We start from the raw sequence: 18,082 nt of genomic DNA, 5'->3' as shown, positions 1-18,082 counted from the left end.
AAAAAAAAGTTCTCAAACCGGGGAAACATATGGTAAAATGTCTAAGCGTATGCGGTTTGGCTACGGTTAGGAGGACTTTCTGGTGAAACAAATATTGCTGTTGAACGGACCCAACCTGAATATGCTCGGCATCCGCGAGCCAGGCGTGTACGGGACGCTGACGCTGCAGACGATTATTGACAAGCTGGACATGCTGGCTGAAAGTCTGGGTGTCGGTCTGGAGAGCTTCCAGTCCAATCACGAAGGGGAGCTTATCGATAAAATTCATAGCGCCTACGGGGTGAAGGACGGCATTCTGATCAATCCCGGAGCGTTCACCCATTACAGCTATGCACTGCGCGACGCGATCAGCACGGTCGCATTGCCTACCGTCGAGGTACATATCTCGAATATTCATCAGCGGGAGGCTTTTCGCCACTTGTCGGTCATTGCACCGGTTGCCGTCGGACAGATCGCGGGCTTCGGTGCGGACAGTTATGAATTGGGTCTTCAGGCGTTAGTCCAATATATAAACCGTTCGGAGGGATAACGATGCAAAGCAAGCGAATCAGCCAGCTGCGGACGCTGATGGAGCGGCAGGGCCTGGAAGCCTTGCTGATTACCAACGCGACGAACAGGCTATATATGACCGGTTTTACGGGGTCTGCAGGTTATGTGCTGCTGACAGGCCAGCGCGCCGTTCTGCTGACGGACTTTCGTTATATGACGCAAGCCCCTCAGCAGGCTCAGGGGTATGAAGTCATCGAGCATGCGCCAAGCCCGCTCGAGACGGTACGCAGCCTGCTGCAGTCCGAAGGGCTGTCCAGACTGGGATTTGAACAGCAGGACGTATCTTACGGAGCTTATCTGGCATATAGTCAGGTACTGTCAGGAATTGAACTGGTCGCTACGGACAAACTGGTCGAAACGCTGCGTATGGTGAAGGACGATACGGAAATCGCCGTGATGCAGGAAGCGGCCGATCTGGCGGACCGTACGTTTCATCATATCGTGGGCCTGCTGAAGCCGGGTGTGAGCGAGCGTGACATTGCGCTCGAGATCGAGCTGTTCGTGCGCCGCAACGGCGCGGCATCTACCTCGTTCGAGACCATCGTCGCCTCCGGTGAACGTTCTGCACTTCCCCACGGGAAGGCGAGCGACCGGATTATCGGCACGGACGAATTTGTCAAACTCGATTTCGGCGCGTATTATAAAGGATACTGTTCCGATATTACGCGTACGGTCGTAGTGGGCAAGCCTAGCGACAAACACCAAGAGATTTATGGGATCGTGCTTGAAGCTCAGCTCGAGGCACTCTCCCGCATCCGCCCCGGCATGACCGGACGCGAAGCGGATGCCGTCGCTCGCGATGTCATCAAGCGCCATGGCTACGGAGATTACTTCGGGCACGGTCTGGGACATGGTCTTGGGATGGAAGTTCATGAAGCGCCCCGCTTATCTACGCAAGGTGATATCGTGCTCGAGCCGGGCATGGTCGTTACGGTGGAGCCCGGTATTTACTTACCCGGCTTCGGCGGCGTAAGAATCGAAGACGACATCGTCATCACAGACACAGGCAATCGCAGGTTGACCCAATCAAGCAAAGACTTGATTGTGATTCCATAAGGGTTACCATTTCAGGGAGGTTTTTTGACAGTGATTTCAGTTAACGATTTCAAGACAGGTTTGACGATTGAAGTAGAGCATGATTTGTTTACGGTGCTGGATTTTCAACACGTAAAACCGGGCAAAGGCGCAGCCTTCGTTCGCTCCAAGCTGAAAAACCTGCGTAACGGCAATACCGTAGAGCGTACATTCCGCGCTGGCGAGAACGTAGCCCGCGCTCATATCGAGAACCGTCAGATGCAGTACCTGTATGCCAGCGGCAAAGAGCATACGTTCATGGATACGGAAACCTTCGATCAGATCACGCTCGATGAGAAGCAAATCGAGTGGGAGCTGAATTTCCTCAGAGAGAACATGAACATCAACATCATGAGCTACCAAGGCAGTGAAATTCTCGGAATCAACCTGCCGAACAGCGTTGAGCTGAAGGTTATCGAGACCGAGCCAGGCATCAAGGGTAATACCGCTCAAGGCGCTACGAAAAATGCGAAGGTCGAAACCGGCCTCAACGTTCAAGTGCCGCTCTTCATCAACGAAGGCGACGTGCTCCTGATCGATACCCGCGAAGGCGACTATATCTCCCGCGCATAACATCTTAGAATAACCTACGAAGAGAACAAGCCGCACCCTGTCCGGGTGCGGCTTGTTTATTTGTTAGCGTCAAGATGATCCGGGAGGTGAACATATGGAAAAAACATTGATCAAAGGCGCTATCTACAGCTTTCTGATCGCGACGCTTGTCGGACTGCTGCTGTTCCCGGATTGGGGAACAGAGCCTAGCGGAGGACGCAGCCTTATTCCCCCAGCTTGGAGCGCAAGAGAGTATATCCTGCGGCTGCTCCGGTTCGACGCCCTGGTCACTCTTATGACCCTGGCTGTATTGTGGTTCAGAAGCCGCATAGTCCTGACCGACAAGCGGACGAGCATGCTCGATTTTTTGAAGGGCATTCTGCTCGCATTTTGCGTTGGCCTTGTCATTCTGTTTGTGTTCTCTTTCCTGCTGGGCGGCCTCCGGTAGTGACCTAGCGCCAGGCCGCTGTCAGGCTTGTTCCGCCAGGTGTGGCCCCTCCGAGCGCAGACGGCTCGATGGTCAAAGCCGAATCCGAAGAACAGCAGGGTCATCACGCTCAGGCAGAAATAGCTCGGAGGGATGAACAGCCTTGTTGAAATACTAGACCCGTTTTCTGCCCAGAACGAGGAAGAGCAGATTAAATAAAAGCGCCGACAGCGAGACGAGCAGCACCGCGCCGACCGAGGTTGTTCCGCTGAACACAAGACCGGACAAAATCGAAATATGAAATGGCGATGAATAGATCGTCGAACATAATTGACTTGTGCCTGATGCCGGGCAGATCGGTTTATCTAGGATCCAAGCCGTTCCTCTGCGTTTCGGATCGCATAGTCTTCGGCAGCAGGATGGATGTGTTCAATGCGAACATGCAGAGTTTCGAGATTGGTTTCTATGGCAACTACATCACCCGGCTTGCGGAGCAGGAGCTGCTGTACGACGGGGGACAGGAAAGAAACCCGGTAAGCCTCAGGATCGGCTTCGTCAGGAAAAACAATGGTGAAGGTATCGGAGATGCCGTCTTCCAGATAAGTGACGGTTACCCGGCTGCCGATCAGGACCGTGGAAGTCCATGCTTCGCCAGGCGAAGCCAGCAGCTGTTGAAGGCCATCGGTATAGGAGGAAAGCAGCTTGCCCGTCTGGGTTCGCTTGCTCCCGAAGTCGGGGAAATAAGCGTCGAGAAAGCGATTTCTCTCGTCGCCAAGCGTAAGAAGCTGGTGCACGTATTGTTCCCGCTGCGGATGGATGTGTCTACTAGGGTTCATAGTAGATATCACCTCCTATGCATTTTGTACGCACTTTGACGATGCTGGTTGCCAGTCTTTTCATTGCTGGTTCCTCCCTGATATAGAAATAGAAGACCTCTGCGGAACAGAGGCCTTATCGCTTATTGTAACAGATCGCAAGCGGAAGTCCAGTTGGATCGGACATTGGATGACAAATAAATCCAAATGGTTTATTCTGATTATACTTCGCAGATGGAAGGGGCGCATTGGATATGGGCCGGACTGCCATCCGCAAACTTGTGGAACTGCTCGGGGTAGGCTACACGCTGCTGCTGCTTTATTGGATGTTCCGGGGCTTCGGCCGCTCGGACTTGGGGCTGGAGCGGATTCAATTTAATTTGATCCCGTTCCGCACGATATGGCATTATGTAGGAAGTGTTGGCCCAGGCAACTGGCTGCATCCGCTTATCAATATCGGAGGCAACATCGGGGTGTTTGTGCCATTTGGACTGCTGATCCCGCTTTGGCTGCGAGGCTGCTGGAGCTATCCGGGCTTCCTCTACATATTTACTGCAGGAATCGTCGTCCTCGAAGTGGCGCAAACCTTCCTAGAGGTAGGAACCGGGGACATCGATGACTGGATATTGAACACGGTGGGCGGCTCGATCGGTTATGTTCTGAGCAGACGTTATGTTTCTCATAGGTTGGATCTATAAAGGCTTGAAGGAGGACGGAAGTTGACGCTACTATCCGAAGCAACGATCCGAATAGTGGAAAAGTCCGAAATCGACTATATGACAGACCGTATGTCTGCGATCCGGGAGCGCGAAGGCAATCCGGAAGGAGTGGAGCTTCGAAAATTCGGCGAAGCCACGGCTTTCTACAGCCGGACGATGGCATGGCCGTCCTTCAATACGGTCAAGGGACTCAGGGATGCGGAGCTTCCCTTCCTGGAGGAAATCGTATCGTTCTTCAGAGAACGGGAGCGCAAGCCGCAGATTGAACTTGTGCCTTCCCAGTGTGGTCAGCCTCTGCTGGCCAGGCTGCATGAGCTTGGATGGCGTCAGACGGGGTTTCATACCTCTTTGTATGCAGACCCGCAGGCTGAGCGTCCGAGCCCTCAATTCCATTCATCCTCGCTTGTGGAAATCCGGGAGTTGAAGGAAGAGGAGTCGGACCTGTACGCGGCCATCCATTGTAGAGGGACGGGGCTACCCGAGGAAGGCATCCCCTATGTGGCAGCGAATAACAGGGTGCTGATGAAGCGTCCGGGATGGACCTTTTACCTCGCAAGTTATGAGGGCGTGCCTGCGGGTGTCGGTGTGATGTACACGCAAGACTTAACGGCTTCCTTTACATTTGCCGCGACTCTGCCGGCCTATCGGAACCAGGGTGTTCATGCGGCTTTACTGCAGCGCAGGCTGGAGCAGGCGGCGTCACAGGGCTGTACGCTTGCCGTCGCTCAGGCTGCCTTCCTGTCGGTGAGTCACCGGAATATGGAACGGATGGGCATGAGGACCGCCTATACCAGAGCTATCTGGACGGAGTAGGAAATCTGCTGGATCTCTACACAGGCCTAGCCCGTATCCGCAGATGAAAGGAGAAGCTATGAGAAGCGGTAAGCTGAAGCCGTACGCTATCATTGCCATATTGCTGGTTTTTACTGTATTTTGTACTGGCGCGAGTATGTATCTTCGGTTCAGAACGGGAACCATCGTATACCAGTCCTGGGTGTGGGATATTTTCCTGGGCTGGGTGCCATTGACGCTTTCCCTGATTTTGCTGGAAATTGCGGGCAGGAAGCGCACGCTGTTTAGTCGCTTCCTACTGACTGCAGTAGGTCTGGCCTGGTTCTTCTTCCTGCCCAATGCCTCTTATCTCGTAACGGAGCTTATCCATGTCTTCCGGGATTTCAAGCCGATCCCGCATACGACCTTCTGGCTCCATACCGATTTCTGGCTCGGCCTCGTTGTGGCTTTCTCGACAGGCTTGCTCGGTCTGATGCTATTTTCTTTGTCGCTGTACATCGTTCACCGCATAGTAAGCGAGACGCTGGGGGAATGGTACGGCTGGCTTGGGGCAGGCTTGGTCGTCGGGGTCAGCAGCATCGGGATTTATATCGGCCGGTTTATTCGCTGGAACAGCTGGGATGTGATATCAGACCCTCAGGCGATTCTAAGGGATTTGCTCGAAATCGTCTCGGATGACCGGTCCCGTAGGTTTATGCTGGCGTTCACACTGCTTATACTTGTCGTACAGACGGTGATGTATTTATTTTTCTACGCTGTAGCTGCTATGGGCAGCCGGCAGAGCTTCAAGTCGTCCTAGCTCTGCCGGAAGAATGACAAGTGAAGGGGAGGGTGGAGCCTAATGATACTGGAAGTAGCCATGCTTCAAGTCAAGCCGGGAATGGTGAACGAATTTGAGTCGAGCTTTCGCAAGGCTTCCGTCATTATTTCATCGATGAGGGGTTATATTCATCATGAGCTGCAAAAATGTGTGGAGACGGAGAATAAGTACGTGCTGCTTGTCCGCTGGCAGACGCTGAAGGATCACACGGTGGGGTTCAGAGGTTCTCCGCAATATCAGGAATGGAAGACATTGCTTCACCACTTCTACGATCCGTTTCCTACGGTGGAGCATTATGTACAGATTAATCTGGGGGAGGAGCCTTTATCGGTCCAGCCGCCATTCGGAAAGGAGTAGGTAGGTATGGAAGTCGTCTATGGCCCTTATACCATCAGTGATGACAAGTCGAGACTCGACGTGGATGCGGTGTGCGCGTTTCTCGCGAGAAGCTACTGGGCGAACCAGAGGCCAGAGGAGCGCACGCGCATGGCGATTGAACATTCGCTATGCTTCGGCATGTACGAGCAGGAGCGGCTCGTTGGCTTTGCCCGGGTGGTGACGGACGGAGCTACGATCTTTTACTTATGCGATGTGTTCATCGACGAGGCGTACCGGGGACAAGGACTCGGCAAGCTTCTCGTCGAGACGGTGCTGCAGGCACCGGAGCTGGCCGGGATCAACGGTCTGCTGGGGACGCGGGACGCGCATACGCTGTATGAGCGCTACGGGTTCGAGCGGGACCCTGACCGCTTCATGAGACGTCCTGCTGCAGCTAAGCTATAAGCCGGAGCTGTGCCTCACCGGTTCCTTGAATCAAAGACTGACAGCCCTATGCGCTGTCAGTTTTTTTATCGTTCTCGAAAAGCCCGAAAACCCCTGGATTTAAGCAGCGAAAAGGCAGAAAAAATGATTGTTGACAATGATAATCATTATCACTTATTATCATAGTTAGCGTTGACGCTTTCGTCGAGAGCGGCAAGCCATCGCCTGCGCAGCCGATGATATATTGGGGAAGCGGACTTCCTTACATTTGGAGGGTATCATGAGTTCAGTAATCATTATTTATGCGAGCATGACTGGGAATACGGAAGAAATGGCTGAGCTGATCGCAGACGGAGTAAGGTCGGCAGGCGTTGAGCCTGTGCTCAAGTCTGTCATGGACGCGAGTGCATCGGAGCTGGAGAAGTACGACGGCATTATTCTCGGAGCCTATACCTGGGGAGACGGCGATCTGCCGGATGAGATGCTGGATTTCTATGAAGAGATGGATGATATCAACCTGAACGGCCGCAAGGCTGCAGTATTCGGCTCGGCAGACTCCTCGTACCGTGTATTCGGGGGAGCTGTGGATACGCTGGTTGAGAAATTAAAGGAAACCGGTGCGGATGTGGTGCTGGACGGCTTCAAGGTCGAATTGAACCCGTCGAATGACGAGAAGAACGAGTGCCAGGAATTCGGAAGCAAGCTGGTCGCTTCGCTAGACTGAATCTGACCTTGTTCGCGCAATGTGCTTCTGGTTGCCGGCTGCTGCAACTCTTACATACCAAGTCGTTGTGGATGCGCCGCTGCAAGGCGGCAGACTCCGCACATAGACAATGACCTCGGCCGCCCGGGGTCATTTTTATTGTCTGCGCGCTAACGCCCCGGCATACACTAGTAGCACGAGACAGCCGAGGTGAGCGAACATGAGAATGATGATTGTGAGTTGCCCGGGAGGCGGGCATAAGACGTTGACGGCAAGAGGGCGGGAGCAGGCGCTGGACTTGGCCGAGCGAATGCCGCTGGACGAAGGGGATGTGATCGTGGCCGGACCTTTCCCCGGCATGCTGCAGATGGCCGGGCTGTGGGCGGGGGAAGGCGGGGCATCCCGCTTCATCCATCCGCTGGCGGAAACAAGAGCCCATCCGTTCCGCCTGAATCGGTCGGCGAAGTCTCAAGGGCTGCCAGTGGAGCCTACCGAGCTCGTGCGCCGGTTTCCAGAGTGGCTTCCAGCGAACGGACTTCCGGAGCATCTGTGGCTGCAGGGCGTCCATGCGCTTCCGCCGCTGCTGTTCGGGCAGCATGCGGGCCGATTCGCAGTCTGGTGCCGGACGCTCGGCAAATCCCGGATTGCCGTCGTGACAGACGAAGGAATGCGGATGGCGCTGCTGGAGGCACTCACAGAGGAGGAAGATTTCAAGAATTGTCTATTTCTATGAATGCAGGCCTTATGGTATAATTCATGTTTAGTTATATAAAGTTTGTGTAGGGAGTGAGCAGCTTGGCTCTGATAGTGATGAAATTCGGCGGTAGCTCGGTTGGAGACGCCGAACGAATGAAGCGGGTAGCCAGACGTGTAATCGAACGTCACCGCGAAGGGCATCAATGTGTCGTTGTTGTGTCCGCGATGGGGGACACGACAGACGATTTGATCGATCTGACGAAGCAGATCGGCGCCGTGACGCCTCCGGCCAGGGAGATGGATATGCTGCTGTCTACAGGCGAGCAGGTATCGGTGGCGTTACTCGCTATGACGATACATACGCTCGGCGAAAAGGCCGTATCCTTCACCGGATGGCAGGCAGGCATCCACACGGAAGCGGTTCACGGGAAGGCGAGAATCTCGGATATTCAGCCGGGGCGCGTGCGCCAGGCGCTGGATGACCGCAATATCGTCATCGTTGCAGGCTTCCAGGGGATGACGGAAGCAGGCGAGATCACGACGCTGGGCCGTGGCGGCTCCGATACGACAGCCGTGGCGCTGGCGGCGGCTATTGAGGCTGACGTCTGCGAAATTTTCACTGATGTGGACGGTGTGTATTCGACTGATCCGCGGATCGTCAAGTGCGCGCGCAAGCTGAACGAGATCTCATACGATGAGATGCTGGAGCTTGCGAACCTCGGTGCAGCGGTGCTTCATCCGCGCGCGGTTGAGTACGCGAAGAACTACAAGGTGCAGCTGGTGGTCAGATCCAGCTTCAATCATAATGAAGGCACGAATGTGAAGGAGGAAGCAGTCATGGAGCAAGGGATCGTAGTCCGCGGGATCGCATACGATAAGAATGTAGCCCGCATCAGCATTTTGGGTGTGGAGGAGAAGCCGGGGCAACTGGCCAAAGTATTTACCGCACTGGCCCAGGAGCAAATCGACGTGGACATCATCGTCCAAAGCGGCGTGACGAACGTCTCGGCCGACTTCTCATTCACGGTCTCGCTGAGCGATCTGGACAGAGTGCTTCAGACGCTGGAGAACATCCGCAGCACGGTCGGTTTCCGCGAGATCACATCCGAGAACAATCTGGTGAAGGTGTCCATCGTCGGCGCAGGCATGGTCAGCACACCAGGGGTTGCCGCCAAGATGTTCGAGACAATCTCTGACCTTGGCATCAGTATTCTGATGGTCAGCACGTCCGAAATCAAGACGTCCTGCGTCATCGAGAATGAAGGCCGTCTGAACGAGGTTGTCCAAGCGCTGCACACAGCTTACGGATTGGATACCGATTCGACTGTATTCGTCGGCGGACCGGCAGACCGCCGCTAAGCTAGCGCAGCTTGTCAAACAAAAAAGTAAAAGCCTTCAGCAGGAAGGCGGTAATCCCGGCGGCCATCAACGGTCCGACCGGGATTCCTTTTAGGAAGATGATCCCGAATATAGAACCAATCACCAGACCCACGATCATTTGCGGGTCTATTTTTAATAGATCCAGACCTTTGCCGTTCATATAGGTGGCGATAGCGCCTCCCAGCAGGGCGAGAATACCGGGCCAGGTCGTGAACATCGCGGTAACGTCCCGTATCGATATTTTTTCGCTGGCGAACGGCACCAAAACCCCCATGGTCAAAAACAATAGCCCCAGCTCAAGCCCTCTCCGTTCAATCGTAGGCAAATACCGTTCCAGACTGATCAGCTTCACAATAAGCAGCACGCATGCAGCCGTCGTAATGATAGGCGAGCGTCCGATTAATCCGATGATAATCAATGCGACGAGCAGGATATCTCCGTTCATACGTCAGGCCCCTTATCTCCAGTGTTTCTTCTCCAGTCTATGAGAAAGACACGGGAATAGAACAAGCTATAGAGGCAGGGACATGCCTGCCTCCAGCCGGCCGTTGCGGACGACAGGCGCCTGATCCAAGATACTGACCTGCGCGCAGTAAACGACGTCGTCATGAAAGCCGATTCGGCTGAGACGCTTGCCGCCCACGCCCGATAGTAGTGCCCCCTCCAGGTTGCCCCGGACGTGGCGGTAAGCCTGCAGCATGACCAGTCCGAAGTCGTCTACCGTCAAACTGCCGCCGCCTGTCCCAGCAGCGCTGCGGATAAGCCCCTCCGCCTGCAGCTTCAGCAGCTCCTCGATCAGCAGGCCTGCGCATAACCCGTCCTCCAGCGAGAACACATCCTGCGTACCCGCACACAGCATGACGATATCGCCATACAGCATGGCCGCCTTACGTGCACACGCCTCGGCGTTCAGCATGCCGCCGATCAGAATATGACCGGCTTTGGACGCCTTTTGAATCGCGCGCGTGCCGTTGGTTGTGGTGAAAATAATCGTTTTGCCGTCCACTAGCTCGCTCGTATACTCCAGCGGGGAGTTGCCGAGGTCAAAGCCCGGAATTTTCTTGCAAAAGCGCTCGCCGCCCAGCAGCTCTCCCGGCCGGTGCAGGCTTTTGGCCTGGTTGACCGTCTCCACAGGAATCACCTGGCTGCATCCGGCGTCCAGTGCTCTCAGGATGGTTGAGGTGGCCCGAAGCACATCGATGACAATGACCGTTTTGTGCTGCAGGTCATCCGTCCTGGCTTCATTGACACTGGAGATCACTTGAATATTCACGTCTTATCTGACCCTCCCTTCGATGAATGCTGTCTACTCAGATCTGATAGAACCATGCAGCTCCGGCAGGTTGTGTGTGCTGCCGGCTTGCGGCTTGCACATGCCGGTAAGGCTGAGCCGTGTCCAGCCTCTCCAGAGCCAAGGTATCGGAGCGTAAGCCCCTGCGCAGGGCTTCGAGGCTGATCACATCGGATGGCAAAATATTGCCCAGATGAATATGGCTCCCTATCCGCTGCAGCAGATGCACCTGCTGGTCCTTATGCGGAGCCTCCCATAGCAGCATGCCGGGATGGGGCACCTGGGAAAGCACACGCTCAAGCTCCTCGTCCTTACAGCCCCCGCTCTCATCGTAGATTCCGACGCCTTTACCGGATTCCCGCCCTTCGATCGTCACGAGCTCGGCACCTAGCTCCGCGTCGATCACGGCTGTCTCCACAAGCTCTTCCAGCTCGATGGCCGATCCCCAGCCTTTCTTGCCGTATTCCGTAATGACCGTGAGTCCGGCGTCCCGGCCTCTTAGGATCAGCTCGCTACGCAGGCTGCGGGGGACTTCGATCGTCCCATCCGAAACCTCAATGCCCGTGAAGCCCAGATACGCCAGCATATCCATATAATGATCTACGCTTTGCTGCACGATAGCCACCTCGAGAAAGGTTCCGCCAGGGTAAATGAGGATATCATGCGCTTTGACCATCTCGATTTTTTTTCTCAACAAAGACGTGTCGTACAAGGGGGAGGTACCGAAGCCGATCTTGAGCATATCCATGTGTCGCCCTGCCGTCTGCAGCAGGTCCTCCAGCGCATGAAGCCCAAGTCCTTTGTCGATCACCATGGTTTTCCCGGTGGTACGCGGTTTGCCGCTTCGCAGCCCTGTCGGATCTCCGAGCCTAGGCTGCCATTGCAGCGGTGTTGAAACCTCCATTACTTATCGCCTCGCTGTACATAGAGTGATGGTCGAATGCCTGAGTCATCATATGCGCTGACGGATGGGGAGGTGCCCGGTAGCCTAAATGTAGACGGGCTTGCATACAGTGATAAGGAAAACCAAGGGTGAGGGGAGGGGAAGCATGCTTTCACTGATTCATAAAGTCGTGCTGGGCATGGCCGCATTGCGTGTACTGTCCGGGTGCATCGAGATTTTCGCTGCTCTATTGATGCTGCGCTTCAATCAGATCGAGAAGGCGCTGCTTGTCAACTCGGGCCTCGCGCTCGTCGGACCGCTGATTCTGCTGGCGACGACGACGCTCGGGCTGGTTGGACTTGCGGATAAGCTGTCGTGGGGGAAGCTGGCTTGGGTGCTGGCGGGTGTCGGCTGTCTCTTTATCGGAATCTTAAAAAAGTAATCTGTCAGATTTCATCCTGTCATAGTTTCGGGAGGGCGTGCATACACATGATTGTAAAAGATGGACAGCTTGCCGCAGGTACCGCCGGATCCGTCAAAGGTTGGGAGGACGAGTCATGCAGTCGCTATTCGGTTATTTCTCCGCCCCTTTAAAGCAAATTCTAGCAGTTCTATCAACGAGGCTGACCCAGCCTCTGCAGGAAATCCGCATCCGCGAGGGCCGGCCGCTCGAAGCCTCATGGGGAAGCGGCTTCGGCTTTATCTCCCCGGAGGGCACCTGGTGTCCGTCGCCGGAGCAGGCTTACCGGCCGACCCGTCAGGATTGTGCCTCGCTGCTGGAGCTGCTGACCCAGCATTCGATGTACACCTTCGAGGAAGAGCTGAAGCGCGGCTTCCTGACCGTGCAGGGCGGACACCGGGTCGGACTGGCTGGGCGCACGGTCATCGAGCAGGGCAAGGTCAAGTATATCAAGGAAGTCAGCGGCTTCAACATCCGGATCGCCCGTGAATGGAAGCAGGCCGGGAGGCTGGTCTTGCCCTATCTGATCGATCAGAGGCATGGACAAGTATACCGGACACTTATCGTTTCGCCTCCGCAGCTCGGGAAGACGACGCTGATCCGCGACATCGCCCGCCTGCTAAGCGGAGGTGAAGCGGCAGAGGCTGCAGCGGGATGGGAGGGGGGTGCGCCGTTCCGCAGAGTCTATAAGGTCGGCATCGTCGATGAGCGGTCCGAGATCGCGGCTTGCGTTCGGGGGGTGCCGAGCTTTGATGTCGGACCGCGGACCGATGTGCTGGACGGCTGCCCGAAGGCGGAAGGGATGATGATGATGATCCGCTCGATGTCGCCGGAGGTGCTGATTGCCGATGAAATCGGACGGGCCGAGGACGCGGCGGCGCTGCACGAGGCGCTGCATGCGGGCATCAGCGTCATTGCTACCGCCCATGGCCGGGATGTGGAGGATGTGAGGCGCCGGCCAATTCTGAAGGATCTGATTGAAGAAGGCGTATTCGAGCGCTATGTGGTGCTGTCTCCGGCTCCCCAGGAGTCAGTGCCTGGACCCGTCTCCGCTGTCTATGACGCCGGGGGACGGCGGCTAGATGAACGCCTGGCGCTGCGGGGAGGGTCAAGCTTATGAGACGGCTTCACCGGAGCAGTCTCAGGCGAAGAGGGAGCCCGTCATGATCAAGCTGCTTGGAGCAGGCATGATTTTACTGGCCGGTACGCTGCTGGGCTTCTACCAGGCATCGCAGTTCGCCAGACGTCCCCGGCAGATCGGAGATGCCATCAGACTTCTGCAGCGTCTAGAAACCGAGATCGTCTATGGCTTCACCCCCCTGCCGGCCGCTCTGCAGTCAACGGGACAATCCTGCGCCACCGAGGTCGGGCTGCTGTTCACGCGTACCGCAGGAGAGCTTCATCGCTCCGAGGGTAGGTCGGTGCAGCTGATCTGGCGGGAGACGCTGAATGCGTCGTGGCGGAACTTGTCTCTGAAGCAGGGAGAGAAGGAAGTGCTGCTGCAATTCGGCGCCACGCTGGGACTGACGGACAGAGAGGATCAGGTCAAACATCTGCGGCTGGCCGTCAATCAGCTCTTGGGACAAGAAGAGGAAGCCAGGGCAGAGCAGCAGCGGTATGAGCGCATGTGGAAGAGCCTCGGTCTGCTGATGGGGGCGCTGGTCGTCGTATTGATGTACTAGCCATGTCCGGCTTATAGGGTTCTAAGGATGGGGTGCCTCTCATGAATGTGGATGTGAATGCGATATTTCAGATTGCCGGGATCGGCATCATTATCGCCATGATACACACGGTGCTGAAGCAGATGGGCAAGGAGGACATGGCCCAATGGGTCACGCTGATCGGATTCGTCGTGGTGATGTTCATGGTTGTCCGTTTGTTGAACAGTCTTTTTCAGGAAATCAAAACGATCTTTCTCTTCCAATAAGGAAGCGTAAGCTCAGGCGGCGGGGCGGGTGCGGCCGGTGGAAATCATTCAGATTGTAGGACTGGGGCTCCTTACGACCGTGCTGGTCCTGGTCATCAAAGAGCAGAAGCCGATGTTTGCCTTTCTGCTGACGACCTTTACGGGAATTGTCATCTTCCTGTTTCTGATCGGTAAAATTTCGGCCGTGATCCAGGTACTGGAGGATCTGGCCACCAAGGCAGATATTAATGTCATCTTTCTCAAAACAATTCTCAAAATCATCGGGATCGCCTATATCGCCGAATTCGGCGCCCAGATCGTCCGCGATGCCGGCCAGGAGTCGGTAGCCGCCAAGATCGAGCTGGCAGGTAAAATCCTGATTATGGTGATGGCTATCCCCATCGTATCCGTCATTATCGAAACAGTCGTTAAGCTGCTGCCGGCCTAGGCGTGGAGCCGTTAATCGGGAAGATGCGCGGCATGGAACGGTTGCGCAGAAGAACAGCCGGAAGCTGAACCGGGAGTTGAAGCAGATGTCGCACCCTATACGTAGCAAGCCGGCAGATGAATTGCCGCTGGTGCGCTGGACGCGTCTCGATCGGGGCGGGACCCGCGGCCGGGTAGATTGGATGGGGCTGGAACGGTGGATGATTGCAGCCGCGCTGGTTGTGGTGTTCTTCCTCGGAGGCGATGCCGGAATCGGATGCAGCGCAGGCATGGGCTGCGGAACAGCCGTACAGGCCTCTGCACCGGTGGAGGAGCTGGTGCGCCAGCAGGCCGAACGGCTGCCGCTCGACCAGGTGGAGCAGTTCTGGAGCAGCCTGATGCAGCAGTACGGCGGATACTTTCCCGACAGCCGGGCTCCGACTTTCATGGATTTGCTGTTGGGGGCCAAGGAATTCGGCATCGGAACTCTATTCGCCGCTCTATTCAAGTATTTTTTCCATGAGCTGATCTATAACGGCAAGCTGCTCGTATCCATCGTCGTGCTTACGGTATTCAGCATGCTGCTGGAGACGCTGCAGAGCTCGTTCGAGAAAAACGCCGTCAGCAAAATCGCTTACGCGATCTCGTTTCTCGTGCTGATGATCATTGCAGTGAACAGCTTTAACGTCGCCATCGGCTACGCCAAGTCGGCCATTACCGATATGATCCACTTCATGATCGCCGTCGTCCCTCTGCTGCTTACGCTGCTCGCTTCGATGGGGAATGCGGTGTCGGTCACGGTGCTCCATCCGCTGATCGTGTTCATGGTGCATGCGGTGGGAACCGCCGTCCATCTGGTCGTCTTCCCGCTCTTGTTCTTCTCGGCCATCCTGCACATCGTCAGCGGCTTGTCAGACAAATACAAGGTGACGCAGCTCGCGAATCTGCTCCGAACAGTCAGCCTGGCCTGCCTAGGCATCTTCATTACCGTCTTCCTGGGCGTGATCTCGGTTCAGGGTGCTACGGGGGCGGTGGCCGACGGCGTGACCATCCGGACGGCCAAGTATATTGCGGGTAATTTCGTCCCGGTCGTGGGCAGGCTGTTCTCCGATGCTTCGGAAACCGTTATCGGCGCATCGCTGCTCGTGAAGAACGCAGTCGGTCTGGCAGGCGTTGTTGTCATTATGGTGTTATGTGCCTTTCCGGCGCTGAAAATAATGGCGTTAGCCTTCATATATAACATCTCTGCTGCCGTGATGCAGCCGCTTGGAGACAATCCGATCATTGCTTGTCTCGAGACGATCGGCAAGAGCATGATCTATGTATTTGCCGCCTTGGCGGTCGTGGGTCTGATGTTTTTTCTGGCGATCACGATTATGATCGCAGCCGGCAATGTATCCGTCATGATGCGTTAACGGTCCGGGCGAAGCGACAGGAGGTGCGGCGTGGAATTTTTGAGTGAGTGGCTAAAATCGGTCGTGCTCGTCATTCTGATCGCCACCTTCGTCGATCTGCTGCTGCCGAACCGGTCGATGCAGCGCTATGTGAAGACGGTTATGAGCTTATTTCTGCTGATGACGCTGCTGCAGCCGCTCCTGACCTTGCTCCGGCCTGACTCCTCGATTGAGGAAAGGCTCACGGCAGCACTGCTGCGGCCCGAGGCTGTGCAAGTGAATGGCGGCATGGAATCGCTGGAAGCGATCCGGCAGCGGGGGCAGGCGCTGCAGGATCGGCAGCAGGAGACGGCGAACCGGCTGGCCCGGCAGAAGGCAGGCGAGCTGATGAAGCGCCAGATTGAGCAGAACGCCCAGGTCAGCGTGCGCAGCGTCCAGGTGGACACGGAAACGGACGGACAAGGCCAAGCGGTGATCCGCAAGGTCACAGTGCTGGCTGAAGCGGTTAAGCCCCAGCCAGCTGCGGTACAGCGAGTCTATGGCGGCGGAGTCGGTTCATCCGTCGAGACGATGAGCCCCATAGAGCCTATGAGACCCGTCGAGCCGCCAGCGGATGTGCATATCGGTTCTGCAGCCGCTGCTGCCGGGAAACCGGACAAGACTGCGCCAAAAAACGACAAGGATTCCCCGGCCTTGCTGCAAACGAAGACGAAAATTATACACATGCTGGAGCAGGAGTGGGCGCTCCGCGAGGAACAAATCGAGCTGACCATAGAACCGGCCCCGGGGAGGTGAGGCGATGGAGGAAAATCCGAAGAAAAACCGTTGGCTGGCCTGGCTGGACGGCGGTCCGGGCGGACCCAAGCGGGTTCAGGCCGTCCGCTGGCTGCTGCTGCTCGGCCTGGCTGGAGCCGCCTGTATGATTATCAATTCCTTCCTCACGGTGAAGGATATCGACCCGGCAGGCTCGGGCCGCGCCTCTCCGGAGGCCAAGTCGAGCGCGGTGTTCGGCAGCGCCAGCAAGGAACAGACGAGCTTCCGGGAGTATGAGGAAGCCTACCAGACCAAGCTCCGCGAGATGTTGACCCAGATCGTTGGCGTCGGCGAGGTGGAGGTGCTGGTGACGATCGAATCGACGGAAGAAATTCAGACGGAACGAAATATGAAGGAGACTCAACAGGTGACCGATGAGAAGGATCAGCACGGGGCTACCCGGCATATTACCGATGTGAGCCGAAGCGGCGAGGTCGTCATCTACGAGGCCGGGGGCAACGGGAAGCAGCCGCTGATCGTGAAGACGATAAAACCGAAAATCCGAGGGGTGCTGGTCGTAGCCAAGGGAGCGGATAACCTGACCGTCAAGAAGATGATGATCGAGGCGGTGGAACGGGGATTGGACGTACCGGCGCACCGGATATCCATCCTGCCCCGCAAGCAATAGAGCCGAACCATGAACACAATTATGAGGAGGAATATTCCATGAATTCCAAAAAACAAACGATCTGGCTGGTGTCCATGCTGAGCTTGATGGTGGTCCTGTCCGCCTATTACTTGTTCACGGAGGATGTCAAGGAACTGGACGTAGCCACTTCGGCTACGGGGATCAAGACCAATGAGATCGTGGTGAACACCGGCCAGTCCGATGTCAGCCATCCCGCAGGCAGCGACGCCAAGGCCGTTTCGGGCCATGCAGACAACAAGACAACCGCCAAAGCAACCGACCCGAAAGCAACCGATCCAAAGGCAGCCGATCCGAAGGCGGGCAGTGCGAAAGCCGAGACTCCGGCGGGGGCCACGGACGCAGCCAAATCTAGTAAATCCGCGGCAGCGGGCGACAAAGCGGCTCAGCCGGTGTCGAAAACAGAGAAATCCGACTCGACAACAGATGCCCAGGCGCTACAAAATGTGCAAGGCGCCGCAAAAGCCACGTCCGGCACAGACTACTTCCTGACTGCACAGATGAAGCGCCATGATGAGCTGTCTAAGCAAGTGGAGGCACTGATGACCATTGCCCTGGATAAGAATAAAACCAAGGAAGAAGCAGCCAAGGCTCAGGAAGAGCTCGCCAAGCTGCAAGACACGCAGGATAGGGTGGACAGCCTCGAGGAAAGTCTGATGAAGGACTTCCCTCAAGCCATCGTCACGCAGGATGCGTCCAAATGGAAGATTACCGTACAGGCGACAAAACTGGTACCGAGTCAGGCGGTGACGATCGTCGACAAAGCGATTCAGGAGCTGGGCATCAGGCCCGATCAGATCAAAGTTGAAATGAAACCTTGATGGATGTTAAAGCCCCCAAAGAGCCCTGATGTGCACCCCTTAGAATAGACATTGGAAAAACCCCTGGGTTTAGCCGATGAAATTCTAGGGGGTGCATTTTTTATGGCGATCAAGGGACAAACGTTTAAGCATTATCCAGAATCGGTGAAGGCC

At 55.9% G+C, this 18,082-nt stretch carries 25 protein-coding genes; 21 read left to right on the top strand and 4 right to left on the bottom strand.

All coding sequences use genetic code 11. The features are described from left to right. The first annotated feature begins 82 nt into the window (after positions 1-82). The 4 genes from aroQ (at position 83) to WMW72_RS33285 (ending at position 2,623) form a co-directional block, all read left to right on the top strand. Positions 83-529 carry a type II 3-dehydroquinate dehydratase gene (aroQ, locus tag WMW72_RS33300; RefSeq protein ID WP_341419891.1) on the top strand — a complete coding sequence of 149 codons (447 nt, stop codon included), beginning with the start codon at positions 83-85 and terminating at the stop codon, positions 527-529. Between the two features lie 2 nt (positions 530-531). Continuing rightward, positions 532-1,605: a M24 family metallopeptidase gene (locus WMW72_RS33295; protein WP_341419890.1), complete on the top strand. Its 1,074-nt coding sequence runs from the start codon at positions 532-534 to the stop codon at positions 1,603-1,605. A gap of 30 nt (positions 1,606-1,635) precedes the next feature. Continuing rightward, positions 1,636-2,196 carry an elongation factor P gene (gene efp, locus WMW72_RS33290; protein WP_341419889.1) on the top strand — a complete coding sequence of 187 codons (561 nt, stop codon included), beginning with the start codon at positions 1,636-1,638 and terminating at the stop codon, positions 2,194-2,196. A 94-nt stretch (positions 2,197-2,290) separates the two neighbouring features. Next, complete coding sequence (locus WMW72_RS33285; protein ID WP_341419888.1) at positions 2,291-2,623, top strand: hypothetical protein; 333 nt, start codon at positions 2,291-2,293, stop codon at positions 2,621-2,623. A gap of 344 nt (positions 2,624-2,967) precedes the next feature. On the opposite strand, the gene WMW72_RS33275 is transcribed toward WMW72_RS33285, so the two are convergent. Then, the gene (locus WMW72_RS33275) at positions 2,968-3,438 is read right to left on the bottom strand and encodes a GreA/GreB family elongation factor (RefSeq protein ID WP_341419887.1); all 471 of its coding nucleotides are present in this window, start codon (positions 3,436-3,438) and stop codon (positions 2,968-2,970) included. Positions 3,439-3,671: 233 nt separating this feature from the next. On the opposite strand from WMW72_RS33275, the gene WMW72_RS33270 reads away from it, so the two are divergent. The 8 genes from WMW72_RS33270 (at position 3,672) to WMW72_RS33235 (ending at position 9,268) form a co-directional block, all read left to right on the top strand. Then, the gene (locus WMW72_RS33270) at positions 3,672-4,115 is read left to right on the top strand and encodes a VanZ family protein (RefSeq protein ID WP_341419886.1); all 444 of its coding nucleotides are present in this window, start codon (positions 3,672-3,674) and stop codon (positions 4,113-4,115) included. 21 nt (positions 4,116-4,136) lie between these two features. Further along, positions 4,137-4,949 carry a GNAT family N-acetyltransferase gene (locus tag WMW72_RS33265; protein ID WP_341419885.1) on the top strand — a complete coding sequence of 271 codons (813 nt, stop codon included), beginning with the start codon at positions 4,137-4,139 and terminating at the stop codon, positions 4,947-4,949. Positions 4,950-5,007: 58 nt separating this feature from the next. Further along, the gene (locus tag WMW72_RS33260) at positions 5,008-5,727 is read left to right on the top strand and encodes a DUF1361 domain-containing protein (protein ID WP_341419884.1); all 720 of its coding nucleotides are present in this window, start codon (positions 5,008-5,010) and stop codon (positions 5,725-5,727) included. A gap of 42 nt (positions 5,728-5,769) precedes the next feature. After that, entirely contained in the window at positions 5,770-6,105 is a 336-nt protein-coding gene (locus WMW72_RS33255; protein WP_341419883.1) for an antibiotic biosynthesis monooxygenase family protein, read from the top strand. A 6-nt stretch (positions 6,106-6,111) separates the two neighbouring features. Then, entirely contained in the window at positions 6,112-6,531 is a 420-nt protein-coding gene (locus WMW72_RS33250) for a GNAT family N-acetyltransferase (protein WP_341419882.1), read from the top strand. Between the two features lie 259 nt (positions 6,532-6,790). Further along, a complete protein-coding gene (locus WMW72_RS33245) occupies positions 6,791-7,234 on the top strand; it encodes a flavodoxin (protein ID WP_341419881.1) in 444 nt (147 codons plus the stop codon). Positions 7,235-7,433: 199 nt separating this feature from the next. Further along, the gene (locus WMW72_RS33240; RefSeq protein ID WP_341419880.1) at positions 7,434-7,946 is read left to right on the top strand and encodes a histidine phosphatase family protein; all 513 of its coding nucleotides are present in this window, start codon (positions 7,434-7,436) and stop codon (positions 7,944-7,946) included. A 62-nt stretch (positions 7,947-8,008) separates the two neighbouring features. Beyond that, positions 8,009-9,268, top strand: coding sequence for an aspartate kinase (locus tag WMW72_RS33235; RefSeq protein ID WP_341419879.1), 1,260 nt, complete (start codon positions 8,009-8,011; stop codon positions 9,266-9,268). A 1-nt stretch (position 9,269) separates the two neighbouring features. On the opposite strand, the gene WMW72_RS33230 is transcribed toward WMW72_RS33235, so the two are convergent. The 3 genes from WMW72_RS33230 to comA form a co-directional block, all read right to left on the bottom strand. Beyond that, entirely contained in the window at positions 9,270-9,734 is a 465-nt protein-coding gene (locus tag WMW72_RS33230; protein ID WP_341419878.1) for a DUF441 domain-containing protein, read from the bottom strand. Positions 9,735-9,800: 66 nt separating this feature from the next. Beyond that, the gene (locus WMW72_RS33225; RefSeq protein ID WP_341419877.1) at positions 9,801-10,562 is read right to left on the bottom strand and encodes a 2-phosphosulfolactate phosphatase; all 762 of its coding nucleotides are present in this window, start codon (positions 10,560-10,562) and stop codon (positions 9,801-9,803) included. A gap of 37 nt (positions 10,563-10,599) precedes the next feature. Continuing rightward, complete coding sequence (comA, locus tag WMW72_RS33220) at positions 10,600-11,484, bottom strand: phosphosulfolactate synthase (protein ID WP_341419876.1); 885 nt, start codon at positions 11,482-11,484, stop codon at positions 10,600-10,602. A 145-nt stretch (positions 11,485-11,629) separates the two neighbouring features. Between comA and WMW72_RS33215 the strand changes: the two genes are divergently transcribed. From WMW72_RS33215 to WMW72_RS33175, 9 genes are all read left to right on the top strand, one after another. Further along, a complete protein-coding gene (locus tag WMW72_RS33215; protein WP_341419875.1) occupies positions 11,630-11,905 on the top strand; it encodes a YqhV family protein in 276 nt (91 codons plus the stop codon). 115 nt (positions 11,906-12,020) lie between these two features. Continuing rightward, positions 12,021-13,043, top strand: coding sequence for a stage III sporulation protein AA (spoIIIAA, locus tag WMW72_RS33210; RefSeq protein WP_341419874.1), 1,023 nt, complete (start codon positions 12,021-12,023; stop codon positions 13,041-13,043). A 43-nt stretch (positions 13,044-13,086) separates the two neighbouring features. Continuing rightward, positions 13,087-13,605 carry a stage III sporulation protein SpoIIIAB gene (gene spoIIIAB, locus WMW72_RS33205; RefSeq protein WP_423227635.1) on the top strand — a complete coding sequence of 173 codons (519 nt, stop codon included), beginning with the start codon at positions 13,087-13,089 and terminating at the stop codon, positions 13,603-13,605. A 41-nt stretch (positions 13,606-13,646) separates the two neighbouring features. Next, positions 13,647-13,850 (top strand): stage III sporulation protein AC, encoded by a 204-nt coding sequence (spoIIIAC, locus tag WMW72_RS33200; protein ID WP_341419872.1) that lies wholly within the window; start codon positions 13,647-13,649, stop codon positions 13,848-13,850. Between the two features lie 37 nt (positions 13,851-13,887). After that, the gene (gene spoIIIAD, locus WMW72_RS33195; protein WP_341419933.1) at positions 13,888-14,277 is read left to right on the top strand and encodes a stage III sporulation protein AD; all 390 of its coding nucleotides are present in this window, start codon (positions 13,888-13,890) and stop codon (positions 14,275-14,277) included. A 181-nt stretch (positions 14,278-14,458) separates the two neighbouring features. After that, entirely contained in the window at positions 14,459-15,670 is a 1,212-nt protein-coding gene (spoIIIAE, locus tag WMW72_RS33190; RefSeq protein WP_423227634.1) for a stage III sporulation protein AE, read from the top strand. A 30-nt stretch (positions 15,671-15,700) separates the two neighbouring features. Next, positions 15,701-16,444, top strand: a complete 744-nt coding sequence (spoIIIAF, locus tag WMW72_RS33185; RefSeq protein ID WP_341419871.1) for a stage III sporulation protein AF — start codon at positions 15,701-15,703, stop codon at positions 16,442-16,444. Between the two features lie 4 nt (positions 16,445-16,448). Beyond that, on the top strand, positions 16,449-17,090 hold the full coding sequence (gene spoIIIAG, locus WMW72_RS33180) for a stage III sporulation protein AG (RefSeq protein ID WP_341419870.1): 642 nt from the start codon (positions 16,449-16,451) through the stop codon (positions 17,088-17,090). A gap of 38 nt (positions 17,091-17,128) precedes the next feature. Next, on the top strand, positions 17,129-17,929 hold the full coding sequence (locus tag WMW72_RS33175) for a SpoIIIAH-like family protein (protein WP_341419869.1): 801 nt from the start codon (positions 17,129-17,131) through the stop codon (positions 17,927-17,929). Positions 17,930-18,082 lie beyond the last annotated feature (153 nt).

The organism is Paenibacillus filicis, assembly GCF_038070315.1.
In the GTDB taxonomy this organism is placed as follows: Bacteria; Bacillota; Bacilli; order Paenibacillales; family NBRC-103111; genus Paenibacillus_G; species Paenibacillus_G filicis.
The sequence above is the reverse complement of the archived record's forward strand: the minus strand, read 5'-3'. Positions and strand labels throughout refer to the sequence as shown.